This is a genomic window from Psychrobacter sp. SCQQ22 (assembly GCF_015864605.1).
Classification (GTDB): Bacteria; Pseudomonadota; Gammaproteobacteria; order Pseudomonadales; family Moraxellaceae; genus Psychrobacter; species Psychrobacter fozii.
Genome location: NZ_JADYWZ010000006.1, coordinates 167,632 through 184,723, shown reverse-complemented (window position 1 = coordinate 184,723; position 17,092 = coordinate 167,632). Strand labels below are relative to the sequence as shown.

General features: G+C 43.3%; 14 protein-coding genes and 1 pseudogene. 7 read left to right on the top strand and 8 right to left on the bottom strand.

The window, feature by feature from the left end; translation table 11 throughout:
- Positions 1-197: 197 nt before the first annotated feature.
- From I6E84_RS09735 to I6E84_RS09715, 5 genes are all read right to left on the bottom strand, one after another.
- Positions 198-1,040, bottom strand: coding sequence for an HpcH/HpaI aldolase/citrate lyase family protein (locus I6E84_RS09735; RefSeq protein WP_110922777.1), 843 nt, complete (start codon positions 1,038-1,040; stop codon positions 198-200).
- Positions 1,041-1,261: 221 nt separating this feature from the next.
- A complete protein-coding gene (locus tag I6E84_RS09730) occupies positions 1,262-2,026 on the bottom strand; it encodes an SDR family oxidoreductase (RefSeq protein ID WP_265090116.1) in 765 nt (254 codons plus the stop codon).
- A gap of 162 nt (positions 2,027-2,188) precedes the next feature.
- The gene (locus I6E84_RS09725) at positions 2,189-2,971 is read right to left on the bottom strand and encodes an SDR family NAD(P)-dependent oxidoreductase (RefSeq protein ID WP_197100110.1); all 783 of its coding nucleotides are present in this window, start codon (positions 2,969-2,971) and stop codon (positions 2,189-2,191) included.
- A gap of 3 nt (positions 2,972-2,974) precedes the next feature.
- A complete protein-coding gene (locus tag I6E84_RS09720; RefSeq protein ID WP_197217730.1) occupies positions 2,975-3,982 on the bottom strand; it encodes an NADP-dependent oxidoreductase in 1,008 nt (335 codons plus the stop codon).
- A gap of 22 nt (positions 3,983-4,004) precedes the next feature.
- Positions 4,005-5,810, bottom strand: a complete 1,806-nt coding sequence (locus I6E84_RS09715) for an acyl-CoA dehydrogenase (protein WP_197217729.1) — start codon at positions 5,808-5,810, stop codon at positions 4,005-4,007.
- 182 nt (positions 5,811-5,992) lie between these two features.
- On the opposite strand from I6E84_RS09715, the gene I6E84_RS09710 reads away from it, so the two are divergent.
- Positions 5,993-7,015: a GlxA family transcriptional regulator gene (locus I6E84_RS09710; protein WP_197217728.1), complete on the top strand. Its 1,023-nt coding sequence runs from the start codon at positions 5,993-5,995 to the stop codon at positions 7,013-7,015.
- A 43-nt stretch (positions 7,016-7,058) separates the two neighbouring features.
- Here the strand turns inward: I6E84_RS09710 and I6E84_RS09705 are convergent, their stop codons facing one another.
- Entirely contained in the window at positions 7,059-8,342 is a 1,284-nt protein-coding gene (locus tag I6E84_RS09705) for an LD-carboxypeptidase (protein WP_197217727.1), read from the bottom strand.
- A gap of 358 nt (positions 8,343-8,700) precedes the next feature.
- Between I6E84_RS09705 and I6E84_RS09700 the strand changes: the two genes are divergently transcribed.
- Positions 8,701-9,111: a YkvA family protein gene (locus I6E84_RS09700; protein ID WP_197217725.1), complete on the top strand. Its 411-nt coding sequence runs from the start codon at positions 8,701-8,703 to the stop codon at positions 9,109-9,111.
- A 95-nt stretch (positions 9,112-9,206) separates the two neighbouring features.
- On the opposite strand, the gene I6E84_RS09695 is transcribed toward I6E84_RS09700, so the two are convergent.
- Complete coding sequence (locus tag I6E84_RS09695) at positions 9,207-9,512, bottom strand: hypothetical protein (protein ID WP_110922770.1); 306 nt, start codon at positions 9,510-9,512, stop codon at positions 9,207-9,209.
- A 113-nt stretch (positions 9,513-9,625) separates the two neighbouring features.
- Positions 9,626-10,177 carry a hypothetical protein gene (locus I6E84_RS09690; protein WP_227681437.1) on the bottom strand — a complete coding sequence of 184 codons (552 nt, stop codon included), beginning with the start codon at positions 10,175-10,177 and terminating at the stop codon, positions 9,626-9,628.
- 356 nt (positions 10,178-10,533) lie between these two features.
- Between I6E84_RS09690 and dnaQ the strand changes: the two are divergent.
- The 5 genes and pseudogenes from dnaQ (at position 10,534) to nth (ending at position 17,072) form a co-directional block, all read left to right on the top strand.
- Positions 10,534-12,182: pseudogene (gene dnaQ, locus I6E84_RS09685) on the top strand (DNA polymerase III subunit epsilon).
- A gap of 148 nt (positions 12,183-12,330) precedes the next feature.
- Positions 12,331-14,013 (top strand): hypothetical protein, encoded by a 1,683-nt coding sequence (locus tag I6E84_RS09680; RefSeq protein WP_197217724.1) that lies wholly within the window; start codon positions 12,331-12,333, stop codon positions 14,011-14,013.
- A gap of 144 nt (positions 14,014-14,157) precedes the next feature.
- Positions 14,158-15,180 carry an NAD(+) diphosphatase gene (gene nudC, locus I6E84_RS09675; protein ID WP_197217723.1) on the top strand — a complete coding sequence of 341 codons (1,023 nt, stop codon included), beginning with the start codon at positions 14,158-14,160 and terminating at the stop codon, positions 15,178-15,180.
- Positions 15,181-15,411: 231 nt separating this feature from the next.
- Complete coding sequence (locus I6E84_RS09670) at positions 15,412-16,245, top strand: RnfABCDGE type electron transport complex subunit B (protein ID WP_197217820.1); 834 nt, start codon at positions 15,412-15,414, stop codon at positions 16,243-16,245.
- Between the two features lie 131 nt (positions 16,246-16,376).
- Positions 16,377-17,072 carry an endonuclease III gene (gene nth, locus I6E84_RS09665; RefSeq protein WP_197217818.1) on the top strand — a complete coding sequence of 232 codons (696 nt, stop codon included), beginning with the start codon at positions 16,377-16,379 and terminating at the stop codon, positions 17,070-17,072.
- Positions 17,073-17,092: the final 20 nt, after the last annotated feature.

Genomic DNA, 17,092 nt, shown 5'->3' with positions numbered 1-17,092 from the left:
TATGGTCTATGTATAGTCAATCCTCTATAAATTGGATACGGTGTCAGGCTTGCTTAGTCTACGAGTTGTAGTACTTTCACTCGCCTTCCTTGTATCTAAATTATATTGAACCGACTATAGAAATATTTTATGCACAATAATATCGAGTGAGAGAATCATTATATCAATAATAATAGTGTTGATTTAACAAACTTTACCTACTTATCTAACAGTTGACGACTGCGCTCAATCACTGGTGCGTCTACCATTTGACCATCTATTTCAAACACTGCCTGTCCACTGCGCTCATACTCCTCGACCACACGCTGAGCAAATGACAATGCTTCGTCTGTTGGTTGTAATGCCTGCTTGACGACAGCCACTTGTTTGGGATGAATACACAGCATTCCTGACATCCCCATTTGTGACCATAGTTGCACTCGGGCGCTTAGCCCTACTTCGTCATTGAATTCAGGATAAATGGTATCGATGGGCGGCGATAATTGGTGTACTTTTGACGTCAGGATTAGTTGATAGCGGATTTGATTGGCGATGATATCAGCAGCAGGCGTTCCTACTTGCACGTGCAAATCATTGCACAGATCTAAAAATCCATAACTAAATGCGGCTAACCCGACTGCTTTTGCCATACTGTCGAGTTGATACAGTCCAATGGCACTCTCAATCAATGCAATCACAGGCAAGTTGGTGAGTTGGTGCACGCTCTCAATGTCGGCGACTTGCTCAGCTTTAGCCAGTAACACGCCGGCTAAATTTGGCATTTTCTGACAGAGCACTATGTCTTTGAAAAATTCTTCGCTACCTGCCTTATTAATACGTAGCCAAATCGGCTGATAATCTGCACTATCATAATATTGTTGTAATGCTTCGCGAGCGTCTGCTTTATCCTCTAGCGCAACGGCATCCTCTAAATCGACTATAACTGCATCTACTCCACTAGCAAAGGCTTTGGCTACTCTATCGATACGAGTCGCTGGCACAAATAGCCATATTTTATTTTGAGAAGTTATATTTATTTTATGATTGGTCACTGAATTCATGCTTAATTCCTATATTATTCAAGTAGCGGTTAGCAGCTTTATTATGCCACTATACAGATGGTGCTCATTTAAAATTAGCAATTTATTCGATAGCGCAAAACCAAAATTACTTAGACATTCCATTAAAAAACCAAATCAAAAAAAACCGCATGAAAATTAATCTCATGCGGTTCTTAAGTAACTTTTCTTAAATTTGTATTCTAAGTTTTCTGATCGGCTAATTAAGCCAGCATACCACCATCAACAACGATCGTTGCGCCTGTGGTATAACTTGAGGCATCAGACACCAGATACAACACGGTGCCAGCCATTTCATCAGGATTCGCAACACGTCCTAGTGGAATAGCATGTAGTGCCATTTTTAAGACTTTATCATTGGTCGTCAGGGCAGAGGCAAACTTGGTATCGGTTAAACCTGGTAATAGCGCATTGACACGGATATTTAATGGGCCACATTCTTTAGCAAACGCTTTGGTCATGCTAATGACTGCCGCTTTGGTGATTGAGTAGATACCTTGTTTGTCTCCCGCTACTAAACCGTTGACCGATGCAGTATTCAAGATGACACCACCGCCCTGCTCTTTCATCATTTTGCCAGCAGCTGTCGACATAAAGAAGTAACCACGGATATTAACTTCAACGGTCTTATCAAAAGCTGCTAAATCTGTATCTAAGATATGGCCATAGTAAGGATTAGCTGCTGCGTTATTGACTAAGATATCGATTTGGCCAAATTCACTTTTGATATGCTCAAAAATTGCGTCAATCTGCGCCATCTCACCCACGTGACAAGCAAAAGCACTGGCTTTGTGACCATCAGCGACGATGCTATCAGCGACTGCTTGGCAGGCATCAATCTTACGGCTAGAGACGATCACATGCGCACCTCTTGATGCCAATAAACGAGCAATAGATTCGCCAATACCGCGGCTAGCGCCAGTGACCAAAGCAACTTTACCGGTTAAATCAAATAAGTCTTTCATCATTATTCCTTATATTTTTATAAACTGTCTATTCTCAAACAATCATTCTTTAACACTGAATTCATGTATCTAAAATTGGATAACTAAACGCAGATAATCGCTGTCATACCTAACAGCGATTATCGAGCACTAATAAATTGAATAATGAGCGCTCAATTACCACAGTTACGCTAGCATACCACCATCGAGTGTAAAGGCATGACCATTCATAAAGGTACTCTCATCACTAGCTAGCCATGCAATCGCACTAGAGATTTCATTCACATCTCCTAGACGGCGCAGTGGACTGGCCTTAATCGTTGCTTGCTGCGTACGCTCATCCATCGTTGCCATCGTATTGCGTACCATAGGCGTATCAATGAAGCTTGGGCATACCGCGTTAAAACGAATATTGGCGCGGGCATATTCATGGGCAGCAGACTTGGTCAGACCCATAACGCCATGTTTAGCAGCGCTATAAGCTGATATCATTGGCGCTGAACGCAGACCAGCAATAGACGCCACGTTAATCACATGACCACCGCCATTAGGGATCATACAATTGACAGCGGCACGCATACAGTGCCAAACACCTTTTAAATTCACTGCGATATTACGATCAAAATCATCGTCGCTTAGCTCATGCATTGGTGAAGGCTTGTGGTCGATACCAGCATTGTTTACCACCACATCTAAGCCGCCAAGCGTTTCTACTGCAAAGTCGAACAACGCACGCACTTCATCACCGCTAGTCACGTCTACTTTTTTGAAGACGATACTGTTACCAGCATCTTGACCTTGCTTGGCAACCGCAGCACCCATCTCTTCTGCCATATCACCAATCACAACTTTTGCGCCACGACTGGCTAGCAATAACGCACTTGCTGCTCCGATGCCTGACGCACCGCCCGTGATCAAAATTCGTTTACCCGTTACATCTGATGCAATTCCGTTTGTATTCAGTGTCATGATCTATCCCTCTACCTTAAGTACTAGTTTGCCGAAGTTTTCACCGTTAAAGAGCATCATCAAGGTATCTGGGAACGTCTCGATACCTTCAACGACATGGTCTTTCACTTTCATATCACCTGACTGAATCCAGCCAGCGATATCTTTCATAGCGACTGGATATTCTTTGAGATTATCGAATACCACGATACCTTCCATGCGGGCACGATTGACCAACAATGATAAATAGTTCGATGGGCCTTTGACTTCTGTGGTGTTGTTATACTGACTGATAGCCCCGCAAATGACGATACGCGCATGCAGGTTTATTTGTGTGAGCACATCATTTAAAATATCACCGCCTACGTTGTCAAAGTACACGTCGACGCCGTCTGGGCAGGTTTTCTTCAGTGCTTTTTTCACATCTTCATTTTTGTAATCAATCGTCGCATCGAACCCAAGCTCATCAACTAAGAACTTGCATTTCTCAGCGCCGCCCGCGATACCGACAACGCGGCAGCCTTTGATTTTGGCAATTTGACCAACTAAGCTACCAACAGCACCGGCAGCACCAGAGACGACAACGGTCTCACCAGCTTTTGGCTGACCTGTTTTTAGCAACCCAAAATATCCTGTCATACCTGGCATACCGAGCACGCCCAAGTAATAAGACAATGGTGCCAATTTTGGATCAACCTTGTACAGATTAGCACCATCACTAACGGCATAAGACTGCACGCCATCGTGACCTGCGACATAGTCACCAACGGCAAATTTCTCATGCTTACTTTCAATCACTTCGCCTACCGTACCAGCGCGCATGACTTCACCAATCTGTACCGGTGCAATATAAGATTTGGCATCGTTCAGCCAACCACGCATTGCCGGATCGATAGAGATGTATTCAACCTTAATCAGTAGCTGACCATCGGTGATAGTTGGTATTTCTGTCTCGGTATAATCCCAAGTCTCGGCACTAGGCTCGCCTACCGGTCTTGCTTTTAGTCGCCACTGTTTATTAATTTTTGTCATGTCTCTTTCCTTAGAGTTGTCCTTAGAACCATTCTGTTTGCATATCAGTGCAAACCGAGTTGGTGTTGGTTAATAATTCGATGTCGCGTTTAACTAATGGTAATTCCCAATCGATGAAGTATTTTGCTGCTTGTATCTTGCCTTTGTAAAAGTTCTGCTGCTCAGCATCTTGCGTCGTGCTTAATAGCTGCTCAGCTTTACTGGCTTGACGAATCCAAACCCAGCTCAGCACAATTGAGGCAAAGATATTCATCAGTGCTTGCGCGTTGCCCGTCAATGTCACGGCTTCTTCGGTTTGTAAAACTTTGCTGAGATGCACCAATACTTCATGCAAGTGACCCATGTAAGGCATCAGCTTACCTGCAAGTTGCGCGCTCTCAGGTGTAGTGATGCTTTCCAAATCTTTTGTTATTTCACGTTTTAGGATTTGAATGCCCAGACCACCTTTTTGCCACAACTTACGAAATGACAAATCCAATGCCTGCACACCATTTGTGCCTTCATGGATAGGGTTAAGACGATTGTCACGCCAAAACTGCTCAGCCTGATACTCACGCGTATAGCCTGCACCGCCCAATACTTGAATACCCAAATCATTGGCTTTTGGCCCATATTCAGATGGCCATGCTTTTAATACTGGGGTGAGAAGATCTAACAGTTCTGTTAGCTCATTTTTTAGCGTTTCGTCTTCACAGGTATTGATACGGTCAATCAGATTTGAGCCATATAGACATAAGGAGATACCGCCTTCAGAGTAGGCTTTTTGCGCGAGTAACATACGCTTTACGTCACCATGATTGATGATGGCAGTTGCCGCATCTTCAGGTTTGTTGTTCGGTGCGATTCTGCCTTGCGTTCTGTCTTTGGCATAATCAAGTGAATACTGATATCCGCGATAACCCACCATTGACGCGCCAAAACCGACAGCGATGCGTGCTTCATTCATCATTTTGAACATATAGCGCAGGCCGAAATGCTCTTCACCGATGAGATAACCATAACATTCACCTTCGTCACCAAAGCTCAGTGCCGTCGACGTCGTGCCTCTATAACCTAGCTTATGAATGAGTCCTGTTAGATGTACATCGTTGCGCTCGCCGACCGATGCATCCTCGTTTAAGCGATACTTGGGCACGGCAAATAAAGAGATGCCTTTCACACCACCTGGACCACCTGGCACTTTGGCCAATACGAGATGTACGATATTGTCAGACAGTTCGTGATCACCGCCCGAGATATAAATCTTGCTGCCTTTGACGCGGTATGAGCCATCGTCTTGTTTTACCGCAGTGGTTTTGATATCAGCAAGTGACGAACCTGCATGCGGCTCGGTTAATGCCATGGTTCCAGTAAACTCACCTGTCAGCATACGCGGCATAAAGGCGGCTTTAATCTCATCACTGGCAAAATGCGAGATGACGTTGATTGCAGCAGTGGTCAAAAATGGATAGGCAGTCGTTGATGGATTGGCAGCCATAAAATAACCTGCCACGGCTGTCATCACTGTTTCAGGTAACTGCATACCGCCGTCTTCAAAACCATAACGGCCTGCGATAAACCCTGACTCACGAAATGCATCAAAAGCGACTTTTACATCACTTATCATGCTGACCTTTTTGCCATCAAACTGTGGCTCATTCTTGTCCGCTACATGGTTATGCGGCAAAAACAATTGGGTCGCAATTTTATTGGCCGTGTCCAATACGGCATCAAATGTTTCGCGGCTATGCTCTGCAAACTTAGCATGCTCGGTTAAATTTTCAGTGCCCAATACATCATATAATTGGAACGGTAATTCAAAGTCATTGATAAGCGTATCTGCTGCCATAGTATTCTCGTTAACTGATTAAATTTGGTTATCAATCGATATTAATCTAATTTAACGCCTTACCGTATTGTCATTTATGACATAATTATGGTCAAATAAGACATAAATAGTACTTATAATTAGAAAATTCAGATAGAAAATTGATATTTTTAGTCAATGAAGTAAAAGGAGAATAGATACCCATGCCCTATTTCAAACCATTTAAAGTCATTATTATTGGATTCGATGGTGTGCTCGGCAGTGCATTGACAGGTGCATTAGATTTATTCTCATTCACTGGTGTCAGTTGGCAACGATTTTTAGATGAGCCAGTAGAGCCACGATTTAATGTGCAGATAGCAAGCGTTGGTGGCGTGGATATTAGATGTAGCAACCGCTTAATCATGCAAGCGCATTGCGATATTCAGGAAGTGGCAGAATGCGACTTGCTATTAATTCCGACTATTGGTGATTCAATCGATAAAGTACTGAGCCGAAATGCAGAATTAATACCACATTTAAAACGGTTGGCAGATACTAAGTCAGATATAGCCAGTAACTGTAGCGGCGCTTTTTTTCTGGCAAAAGCAGGACTGTTAGATCATAAGATAGCCACCACACACTGGGGCTATGCCAATAAGTTTAAGGCAGACTTTCCACTCGTTGACTTACAAGAAAACCAGTTTGTTACTCATTCAAAGAGTAAATCAGACAGTCAGTCAGGTAATATATTTTGTGCAGCTGGCGGCAGTGCCTTTTATGATTTGGGGCTATTATTGATTGAGCGGTACTGCGGACGTGAGATTTCTACGCAAGTGGCAAAAACCCAAATCATCGATAGCAAAAGAGGCAGTCAGAATAGCTATACCAACGTGACCTTGCACAAGCCGCATTCTGATCATTTGATTAAACAGGTCCAAGAATATATCGAAGAAAACTTTCAGCATTCTTTGCAGGTCAGTAGTTTAGCCGCTATGGTAAATATCACCCCGCGCACTTTAAACAGGCGCTTCCAGTCTGCTGTTGCTATGCGTCCGATTGAGTATATTCAAGCCGTCAGAATTGAGCAGGCAAAGCGCCTGCTTGAATTGGGAGATGTAACGATTAAATCGCTTGCCGAGCAAGTCGGCTATGATGATATCTCTTCGTTCACGCGCTTATTTAAACGTGCGACCGAGCTAACACCGAAAGAATATCAGGATAAATTTTCACGGTTAGCGATTTAGCACGGTTCTTTAATGGCTATTTTTTATAAGGTTTTACGAATGGCTAAACCGCTTGCCACAATCCTTCAGCATGGATGGTTTCAGACTTGATGGTTGGATAATTGGCAAATGCCAACTGATAACCACCAACGGTATCGGCGCTAATTTGACAGGTCGTCCCCAATGGAAAGCTGTATTTTTGTCCGATATGACCAAAACGCATGCCACTATAAATGGGTAATCCAGTCAATTCGTGCAGCTGACGAATGACTGTGGCAACATCATAACGCTTGTCATAGCTGTCCTCACCTGCACCAGATAATGCACCAAACACAATTGCTTGTTGATTCTTAAACACACCTGCGAGATACAAATCATATAACATGCGCTCAATACGATACGCCTGCTCGCCTACATCTTCTAAAAACACAATACCGCCATTAATACGCGGTAAATACTCACTGCCTGCCAGCGACGATACGACACTTAAGTTGCCACCCCAAATCGTACCAATTATAGTTTTTGGCTCAGCACTGGTCAAAATACTGGGTAAGCTAGAACTAGTTAAAGAAGCGTCTGATATATCAATAGTTAGATTGGGATTGGTGAGCGCTTCAACAAACTGTCGACAGCTGACCTCATCAGGTTTAGTCTTGCCAAATTCACTATGGAGCATCGGTGCGGCAAGCGAACTCATATCACCCTTTGCCAGCAATGCGCACTGAATAGCGGTCACATCGCTAAAACCTGCGAGTATCGTGCCGCGCTCCTTCATAATACGTCCCAGCGTCGACCAGTCAACCATCGGTAACAAACGCATGGCACCGTAACCACCGCGCACACCCAGCAGTAACTTGGGCGCTGCGATAGCACCTGTAGCAATATTTTGCAGGTCACTCGCTCGCTGCGAGTCTGTACCAGCAAAGCGTAAATACTGCCGGTTGGTAATCGCAGGATTGTTTACTTTAAAACCTGCACACGCCACACGATCTAATGCCAATTGGGTGCGGTCGTCACTACCTCCAACGTTGGAGCTGGCAAAAAGTCGTGTTTCAATCGTGGGCGTGATACAAGTGGTCTGCGTTAATGACGCCTGTGACGTTTGTGGTAATGAGCCTTCATCCATCAGCGCAGACGGCAGATCATCTTTAGTCAGTTGCCTGCTACTTGAATACATAGCATTAGAGGCCAGTGCTTGAGTGATACTGTGAGTCGCTAGTGCCGCAGTGCCTGCACCAACACCTATTCGACATAGAAACTGGCGACGATTCAATCCAGATGTCGTTTCAATCGCTTTATGACCATTTTTATTTTTATCATCTGTTAAAGCCTGTATTTTGGCACTCATATCTCGCTGCTACCTTATCGTTTTTATTTTAATATACTTTTGCATCATTTTTATCTTTGCAGTCTACTTGCTCAAACCGCACAGCAGCATATTGTAGACGTTTTTTTGGCGATGATAGTTGCCCAACCCTTGCCCATATTTACTTTTTCGCTACCGTATTAGCTGAACATTTAACTCGCCACTACTACTCAATATTGGCACACACACCTTACTTTGTTATATAGTTAATCCTCTACAAAAGAGTGACAACGTTAACCTCGCTCGAAGTATCACAGTTACATCTTCACTTGGTTGACTCTCTTTTAAACTGAATCAACTACAGTATGAAAATACTGACTATGCTCAAATAAGGATAATAATGGCTAATAAAGCAACCAATAAACAGAAAAAAGAAGACATCTTAGATGCCGATCTTAAGTATCTCATCCATGAAGAAGACAAACTTCAAGAAAAGCTAAAAGACAGCAGTCACCTTGAGCGCTTTGCTAAAGACTTAATGCTATTCATGAGTCTGCTTAAAGACTACTACAAAGGCAACTATCGCAAGGTTCCGTACAAAACCATTTCAGCAGGCGTAGTCGGTCTACTTTACACTCTCAACCCCATTGATATCATTCCAGACTTCATACCTTTCATCGGTCATATCGATGATGCGTTAGTGCTGGGCTTTTGCTTAAAGCTGATCGAAAAAGACCTAAAAAAATATCAGGTTTGGAAAAACAGCCAGTCAGCCACTACTAAAAAAACGGATGTAAAGAAACAAGCTTAACGCCCTACATCAAACATCGTAAACAGTAAAAAGCCACGACTGACATATTGATTATCAGTCGTGGCTTTTTACTGTCAGTCATTTATGCTATCTCATTAGTCTGGCACTTCATAATTGGCTTTTTCGGGATTGAGACCGAACGAACAAACAAAGGTGGCAACCAAACTATTGATAATAATAAAAGGAAAATCTATGGCGGCATGTCCCAATGCATAGCGACCAATCAGCCATGAGACAATCAGCATGATAATAAAAAATCCGCCAAGATATGCCAAGATGGCTGGATGCTTGAGATTATAAGGCTGCTCAGGTTCAGGCTTTTTATCGAGTATATATGCTCTTATCGCCCAACCAGCTGCATAAGAAAACCCGCCCAACACCACATAACTAAAAAAATTCATATTGCCTGACTCTGATCATATGGATGACCTAACTGTTTATAAAAAATGACTTGTTATCGCTTTTACCACAAGACAATAAAGGAGCATTAATAGAAAAGCATTGATAGACTTGCCTAGCTGCTCTCATTGACATTATCAATAATAATATTGGCATGTGGATTGGCTAAGATATCCGTATTCACCTCATCACACTCCACACGATAGATAGTATTGGCTCCTCGATAAATATAGGACAAATACTCACTGTCTAGTAGCGGATCGATATTGGCATAAACAGGTTTGACATGAGCCAGCACTAGCACTCTGTCAGGGCGGCCAAGGACAGCGTCGACATTATCAGGATCAATAGAGAAAAACTTTGGTATCTCACTGTTTTCTATCAACTCTAACGGCTCAGCATCATCCCAAACACGCTTCGCATTTGCAGGCTCTTTCATTTGCATGACCCATGCGCCATCCTGTTGGCTAACTCTAATCTGTGCAGGCTCTTCACTGCTAACCGTATAACACCCTTCAAACACAGAGAGATCTACTGGCGCTGCTACTTCCTTATCCAGTTGCGACCCACCATCATTACAAGCAGTCAAAAATAGCGCACTGCTCACAGCGATACCGACCGTTAGATTTGTCAGACTTTTATAAAAAACGTTTGAGCGTAAGGACATAATAGGATTATCCTGCATTCATGCATTAGACTTTTATGAGAAAAACTACTGTTAAACAGTGATGGCGGATAGCTTGAATTGCTGTGGAAAACAGTTCAAGCGTCACGTAGCGAGGTCAATAAACAGATATTTATTCAGTCAAATAGCCGAGACCTTAACGCTAGCCAGCCTATTTTAACAGAAAACGGAAAGGTTACTATTATGATATGTGGTTTTGCGATTTTGTGCATTACGACTGCCCATCTTAATGATAGATTTGCTATACTCAATACCAGCATATGGAGTGATAGCCAGAACAAAACGGTAGCAAAATCTCTGTGCTTTGCACTCATCACTTACTAGGTTAATAATTTTTTATGTCAGACAATCGCACCTCAGCACCCTCATTTAATACCAATAGCGCGGTAAATCCATTAGCTGCCAAACCAAACACAACCGTTGCCTATACAGATGGTGCTTGCAAAGGTAATCCAGGTGCTGGTGGTTGGGGGGCACATCTTATTTTTAGCGATGGACGCACACAAGATTTATATGGCGGCGATAAAGAGACGACCAATAATCGTATGGAGCTGATGGGTGCGATACAAGCCTTGACTCATAGCCCGCACGAGCACAACCTTGAGATTTGGACAGACTCTAGCTATGTCAAAAAAGGCATCACTGAATGGATTGAAGGCTGGAAAAAAAGAGGCTGGAAAACAGCGAGTAAGAAACCAGTCGCCAACCAAGATCTCTGGCAACAACTAGACAACCTATGCCAACAGCGAGAGGTTGACTGGCACTGGGTAAAGGGCCATGCTGGGCATGCCGGTAATGAAAAGGCAGATGAACTAGCCAATCTAGGTGTCACCTCACGCAGTGCGGACATATCGGATACAGACCTACAAGATACGGCTAAAAAAAAACTCAAATAATGACTGATAACGCGCAAAAACCGTCTAACGATGACTGGCTAAATTTCGACCCATTAGGTCTAGATATAGTGGATGACGAAGACCTTATAGATGACGAGTTCGTAGATGAAGGGTATCTCGACGAAGAATCATTAGACAGTCACGACGATAAAAATCATGATAATCATACGATTAACCAAGATGACAGTATAGACACGAATGACCATCATGATAATGCTAGCAAACCAATGAGTAATACAGATATGCCAGAAGCTCAAACGCCTATGACTGATACAACGATGAATAACATTACGCCAGATACAGACATGCGTATAGATGCTGATGCACCAAAATTCGATGGTGATACTAGCCGTGCCAATCCACATTTTAAGCCATTGCTACCCAAACCAATAAATCGCCACGAGTCTGATCGCCAGCTCATTATGGATACCGAAACCACAGGGCTTGATCCGCTAAAAGGCGATCGAATCATTGAAGTCGGTATCGTTGAAATGATTGGTCGTAAATTCACGGGCGAAAAACTACACGTTTATATCAACCCACAGCGCGGTATGGATGATGAAGTTATTCGCATTCATGGTATTTCTCCAGCGTTCTTAACAGACAAGCCTACTTTTGATCAAGTGGCTCAATCACTATATGACTTTATGGACGGTGCCGAGATCATCGCTCACAATGCCTCGTTCGATATGAACTTCTTAAATATGGAGTTTGCGAAAGTCGGTATGACTGACTTTGCAGAACGAGTCCAAGTGACTGACTCCCTATTCATGGCAAAGCAGCAATATCCTGGACAGAAAAACACCCTAGATGCGCTTGTACGCCGTCTAAACGTTGGTAAGCAGGACCGTACTTTTCACGGGGCCTTACTAGATTCAGAGATTTTAGCAGAAGTTTATCTAGCGATGACGGGTGGACAGGTCACGCTCGCTATCGAAGAAGACACGCAAACAGACGGCGGACAGACAGCACATGCTAACCTTGCCAATCTAGCGTCTTTACTGCTGGCATCACCCAGTGATGAAAATACCAATCAAAACTGGTATACATCGCTGTCAGAAGACTACCCTGCACTCAAAACCTATATGTAGTCGTCATTTAAATGACTTGCGATATCGACATTTGTACAATATAGTCTTGATTATTGTTATATAAAGCGTCAAAAAATTATTAATAAATGCTTTTTTAATCGTCATTCAAACCATTGCTATTCTCATCAGTACATTATGGAAACTCCTTATGGATCAGTCTGCGCAAATGAAATTAACCGCCCCAACGCTTAGTGTCACTGACTTCAACCTACCGTCACTGCATCTATTGCATGATGAAATCATCGTAACTCTTAAAGATACTGAGATTCACCTAAGTGAATTTAATGATGATAATAGTCAGGCGCCTCTGTTATTAGACTCTATCATTGTGCTAAAGCAGCTGTCCTGTATTTTTAAGCTGATCTCTCTGGTTGGTGCAGAAGCGTTGAATACTGCCATCGTAAACGGTTTACAGCGACTGTATGATAATGGTAATAATAACGATACCTATCTGATTATGGATTTGTCAGAAGCCATCATGACACTAGAGCGCTACATAGAGTTTGTACTCTTGACAGAGTCGGTCGAGCCAACCTTGTTACTGGATATTATTAACAAGCTCAATGCTCATGGGCAACATGCCACTATTACATCAGACTACTTCTCTGCTTTTGGTAGCAGCAGTGTCGTTATCGCCAATCCTGAAAAAAACTTTCAGCCACTGAACGAGCTTAATCTAGATAGTGAGTTATTAACTTACGCTTATCGCAGTGGCCTTGGTGTTGCATTGCTTAATCAAGATGGAAATATTGGCCCAGACGATCAGCAGAAACTTGATGGTATGAGTGCAGCTTGTGCCTTGATAGCGGCAAACACCAGCAGCCTGTTTTGGCAAGCAGCCAATGCAGCGGTTACTAATGTAGCCACGATATTACCGCTGAACCTTAACCAGAAACATACCCTTATTTATTTAGAGCAGCAATTCCAAAGCTACTTACCAGTGATGGATAAACGCTTTGCTGACTTGGTCAGTTTTGCATGCCAGCGCGATAATGAAGCTGCACAACAGTTGCGTGAGCAGTATGCTCAAAATCAGTTAGAAGCCCCTCAGTTTGAGCAAATGAAACGCTTTTTATTCGGCCCTAATCGTGAGCTGACCGATACATTAAATAGCATCATTCAAACCCAAATCAATACCATTAAAGAAAATGTCGATAGCTATACGCGCGGTGATTCGATCAATCCTGTTGATGCACAGACAGCCCAGATTATTGAAGAGCTAACAACGTTGAGCTCGGCGCTGTGCTTGCTTGGTCTATCAAATTCAGCCAATAGCCTCAGCACAGCAGCAGCAGCTGTAAGCAAGTGGCAAGCACCGTCGCCTGACGATTTTGATCATCTGCTACTGGCATTGATGCATGCTGAAAACGCTGCTATTGCGATGGCAGAAATGCATACGCCAGGAGCGATCTACTTGCCACTTAACAACCCTCATATCTCGTTGCATCAACTCAATACGGCACACGATACATTGATACAAGAAAGTCGTAGCGCGATTGCCAGTGCTGAACAAGCCATCAATGATTATTTGGCTGAGCCAGAGCGTGATATGCTTAATATTCAAAATATTCCTGAAATGATGCGTCAAGTCTCAGGGGCGGTACGCTTTTTACAACTACCCACACCAGCAAGTATGCTAGGCCAGCTAGCAAATTATCTAGAGCAACGTATCGAAGACGGACAACGTATAGAAGATAATACGCTAGCGTGTATCGCGGATGTAATGATGGCAGTCGACCATCATTTGGATGGTTTTGAAAACAATCGTCCTGTTAGCAAGCAAGCACTTGATGTGGGTCAGCAAAGCTTAAGCCATCTACTCGCGGCTTAGCTTAGCCATTCAACTCTTTAATAATTAAATCGATACCTTTGTAGCCGCTTCTTTTCGGCTACAAATCCTCATTTATATCTCTCACTGTAAGCCAGTGTGTATCTATATGGATACGTACTGGTCTCGAACTGTTTGGAACTCTATATGACCAACGCTTTTGTATTTAATGACGATGCCGTTTTATGCCGTCAGACCCCTAATGGTTGGTGGCCTCTACAGCTTCAATTACCACCATTCAACAATAAAAATGCAGCAGGCGATGACTATCAGCAAGCTTATCAACTGGGGCGTGTAACCCTAGTCCCAAGCCTAGCACCAAGTCATTGGCAATCAGCAGATCATGCCAGTGGCTCTAAAGATATTCATGAAAATACTTATAACAGCCCTCAAGAAAATACAAACAAAAGTGCTGAGAATTTAGTCAATTCTGAAATAGAGAATAAACATACCTTTACTGCACAAGCGGCCAGTGCGATTACTTATGATTATGCTGTGGCATATAATATTGCACTGCCTATTATCGATGAAAGCGATGAAAGTAGTTGTCACGCCTTTGTTCCTTATCGTCAGCTAATGACTCATCTGCCAGTTGCTTTATCAGATCAGATTAGCCAAGCGATACAGCTATTAAGCTGGCAAGCAGATACACAGTTTTGTAGTCGCTGTGCTAGCCCTACTGTACATGCTGACCAAGGTGAACGTGCCATGATCTGTCCAGTATGTCGATTGCGCCAGTATCCTCGTGTACAACCCTGTGTCATTACTGCCATTACCCGACCAAACCCAATGACAGGTGAAATGCAAATTTTGCTCGCGCACCATCACCGTCATGGTCAGCCAACTATGTCGCCTATGTATGGTTTGATTGCAGGTTTTGTGGAGGTTGGAGAAAGCCTTGAGCATGCAGTCGTACGCGAAGTCGCAGAAGAGGTAAATATTAGTGTATCAGATATTAGCTATGTGAGTAGCCAGCCATGGCCGTTTCCTTCTAACTTGATGCTGGGTTTTCGTGCCTCTTATGCCAGTGGTGATATCATCATTCAAGAAGAAGAGCTGGCCCATGCTGACTTTTTCGATGTCTCCAACCTGCCTAGAATACCGCCAAAAGGCAGTATTGCTCATGAGCTCATTGCGCAAGTTATGCGTGAACAAGGTATGCCCATTTAGTTTTTACTCTTTAACACTGACTATAGTCGAAGCCTTTTACACCGCAACCATTTACAAGTGCTTTGACTGTATTTATTCTAATACTCTCCACAAAACTCAAATTAGCAAAGAAAACGAGTGCGGGTACATGCATTGTGCATTGTAGACCAGACGAGTTTGATATAGCTGATTGTGATTTTTGGGTTTGGTATAATGTCTGCACTTATCACTGATAGCAAGGTCATTAATTCAATGCAAAGTAGCACCACTATCCGCTTAGTCAACTTACCCATATTGTTCGATACATTGAGCTTAGAAACATTACCTGCGGATATACAAGCACAAATCTCGCATATTGATGCCTGTCTACCGCAAACACAATGTGGACTTTGCGAGCATCCAGATGGCTGCTTGCCGTATGCTGCCGCTATCGTGCTAGAGGGTGAGTCATACAATAAATGCGTGCCTGGTGGTCAACCCGTTACTGATGCAATCGCACAAATTATCGATATCAATAGCCATGAAGCGATACTTAGCGCTGCGCCTTCTCAGTGGCCAATAGATGCTACCTCTGAACGCCCAACCGAGGTACGTGCTGTTATCCGTGAGGACGACTGTATCGGCTGTACGAAATGTATTCCTGCCTGCCCAGTGGATGCCATTGTCGGCACTGGCAAGCACATGCATACCATCTTTACTGACTTGTGCACAGGCTGCGAGCTATGTATCGCCCCTTGCCCAGTCGACTGCATCGATTTAGTCACTGTTGAACGTGACATCTCTGAGCCTGAGCGAATAGCAGAGCAAGAAGATTTAAGACAGCGATATCACACTCACTTAAGACGCGTCACCGAACAGCTTGCTGATAGTAGCAACAGTAGACCTGTGGTCAGCATGGTCGAAGCAAAGCTAAACAATGCAGCCAGTCAGTCTTTAGATATCAGTGAAGCACAAGCAAAAAACACTATTGCAGCAGCCAAGATACGTAGCAAAATTAAAAAGCTAGAGAAACAGTTAAGCGTTCGTGCAAATGATCAAAAGCAAGCCGATCTTGAAGCGCTACAAGCGGAGCTATCACAGCTCTAATCGTGCAACATGCGATTCATACAATAGCGTGGATGGTATATGGTATAAATCATGCACTACATACATCACCTAAAGAACTCGATAGCCAATAGTCTTTCATGACTAATCGCCAAAATAGTAGTAAAGATACCATGAGTAAAACCGTCAAACACAAAACAGCTGATACACCGCCATCAAGACGAATGCCCAATCGTGACGTGCGCCCATTTTTTGAGAAGCTGGCAGCAACGATTGATGAGCCCGTCACTGAGCTCAATTATGACAGCAATTTTGAGTTATTAATTGCAGTGATATTGTCTGCACAAGCAACGGATGTGAGTGTCAATATTGCCACCCAGCAATTATATCCTGTGGCCAATACACCTGAGGCAATATTGGCATTAGGTGAAGATGGTCTGAAAACATATATCAAAAATATTGGCTTATATAATGCCAAAGCAAAAAATATCATCAAAACCTGCCGAGATTTGATTGAGAAATTCGATAGTACCGTCCCTGATAATCGCAAAGATTTAGAATCACTGGCGGGCGTTGGGCGTAAAACAGCCAATGTGGTGTTAAATACCGCTTTTGGTCAGCCCACTATGGCGGTCGATACTCATATTTTTCGGGTGGGAAATCGCACTGGTCTGGCTACAGGCAAAAATGTGCTAATCGTCGAAAATAAACTGGTTGAGCGTATACCAGACGATTTCATCGTTGATGCACACCATTATCTTATTTTACACGGACGTTACACCTGTCAAGCGCGCACACCGAAATGTGGCGCTTGTCCGGTGTACGATGAATGTATGTTTAAGGATAAGGCCGCATTTTTAGAGTTATAAAGGTAAGTCTATAACGCTGT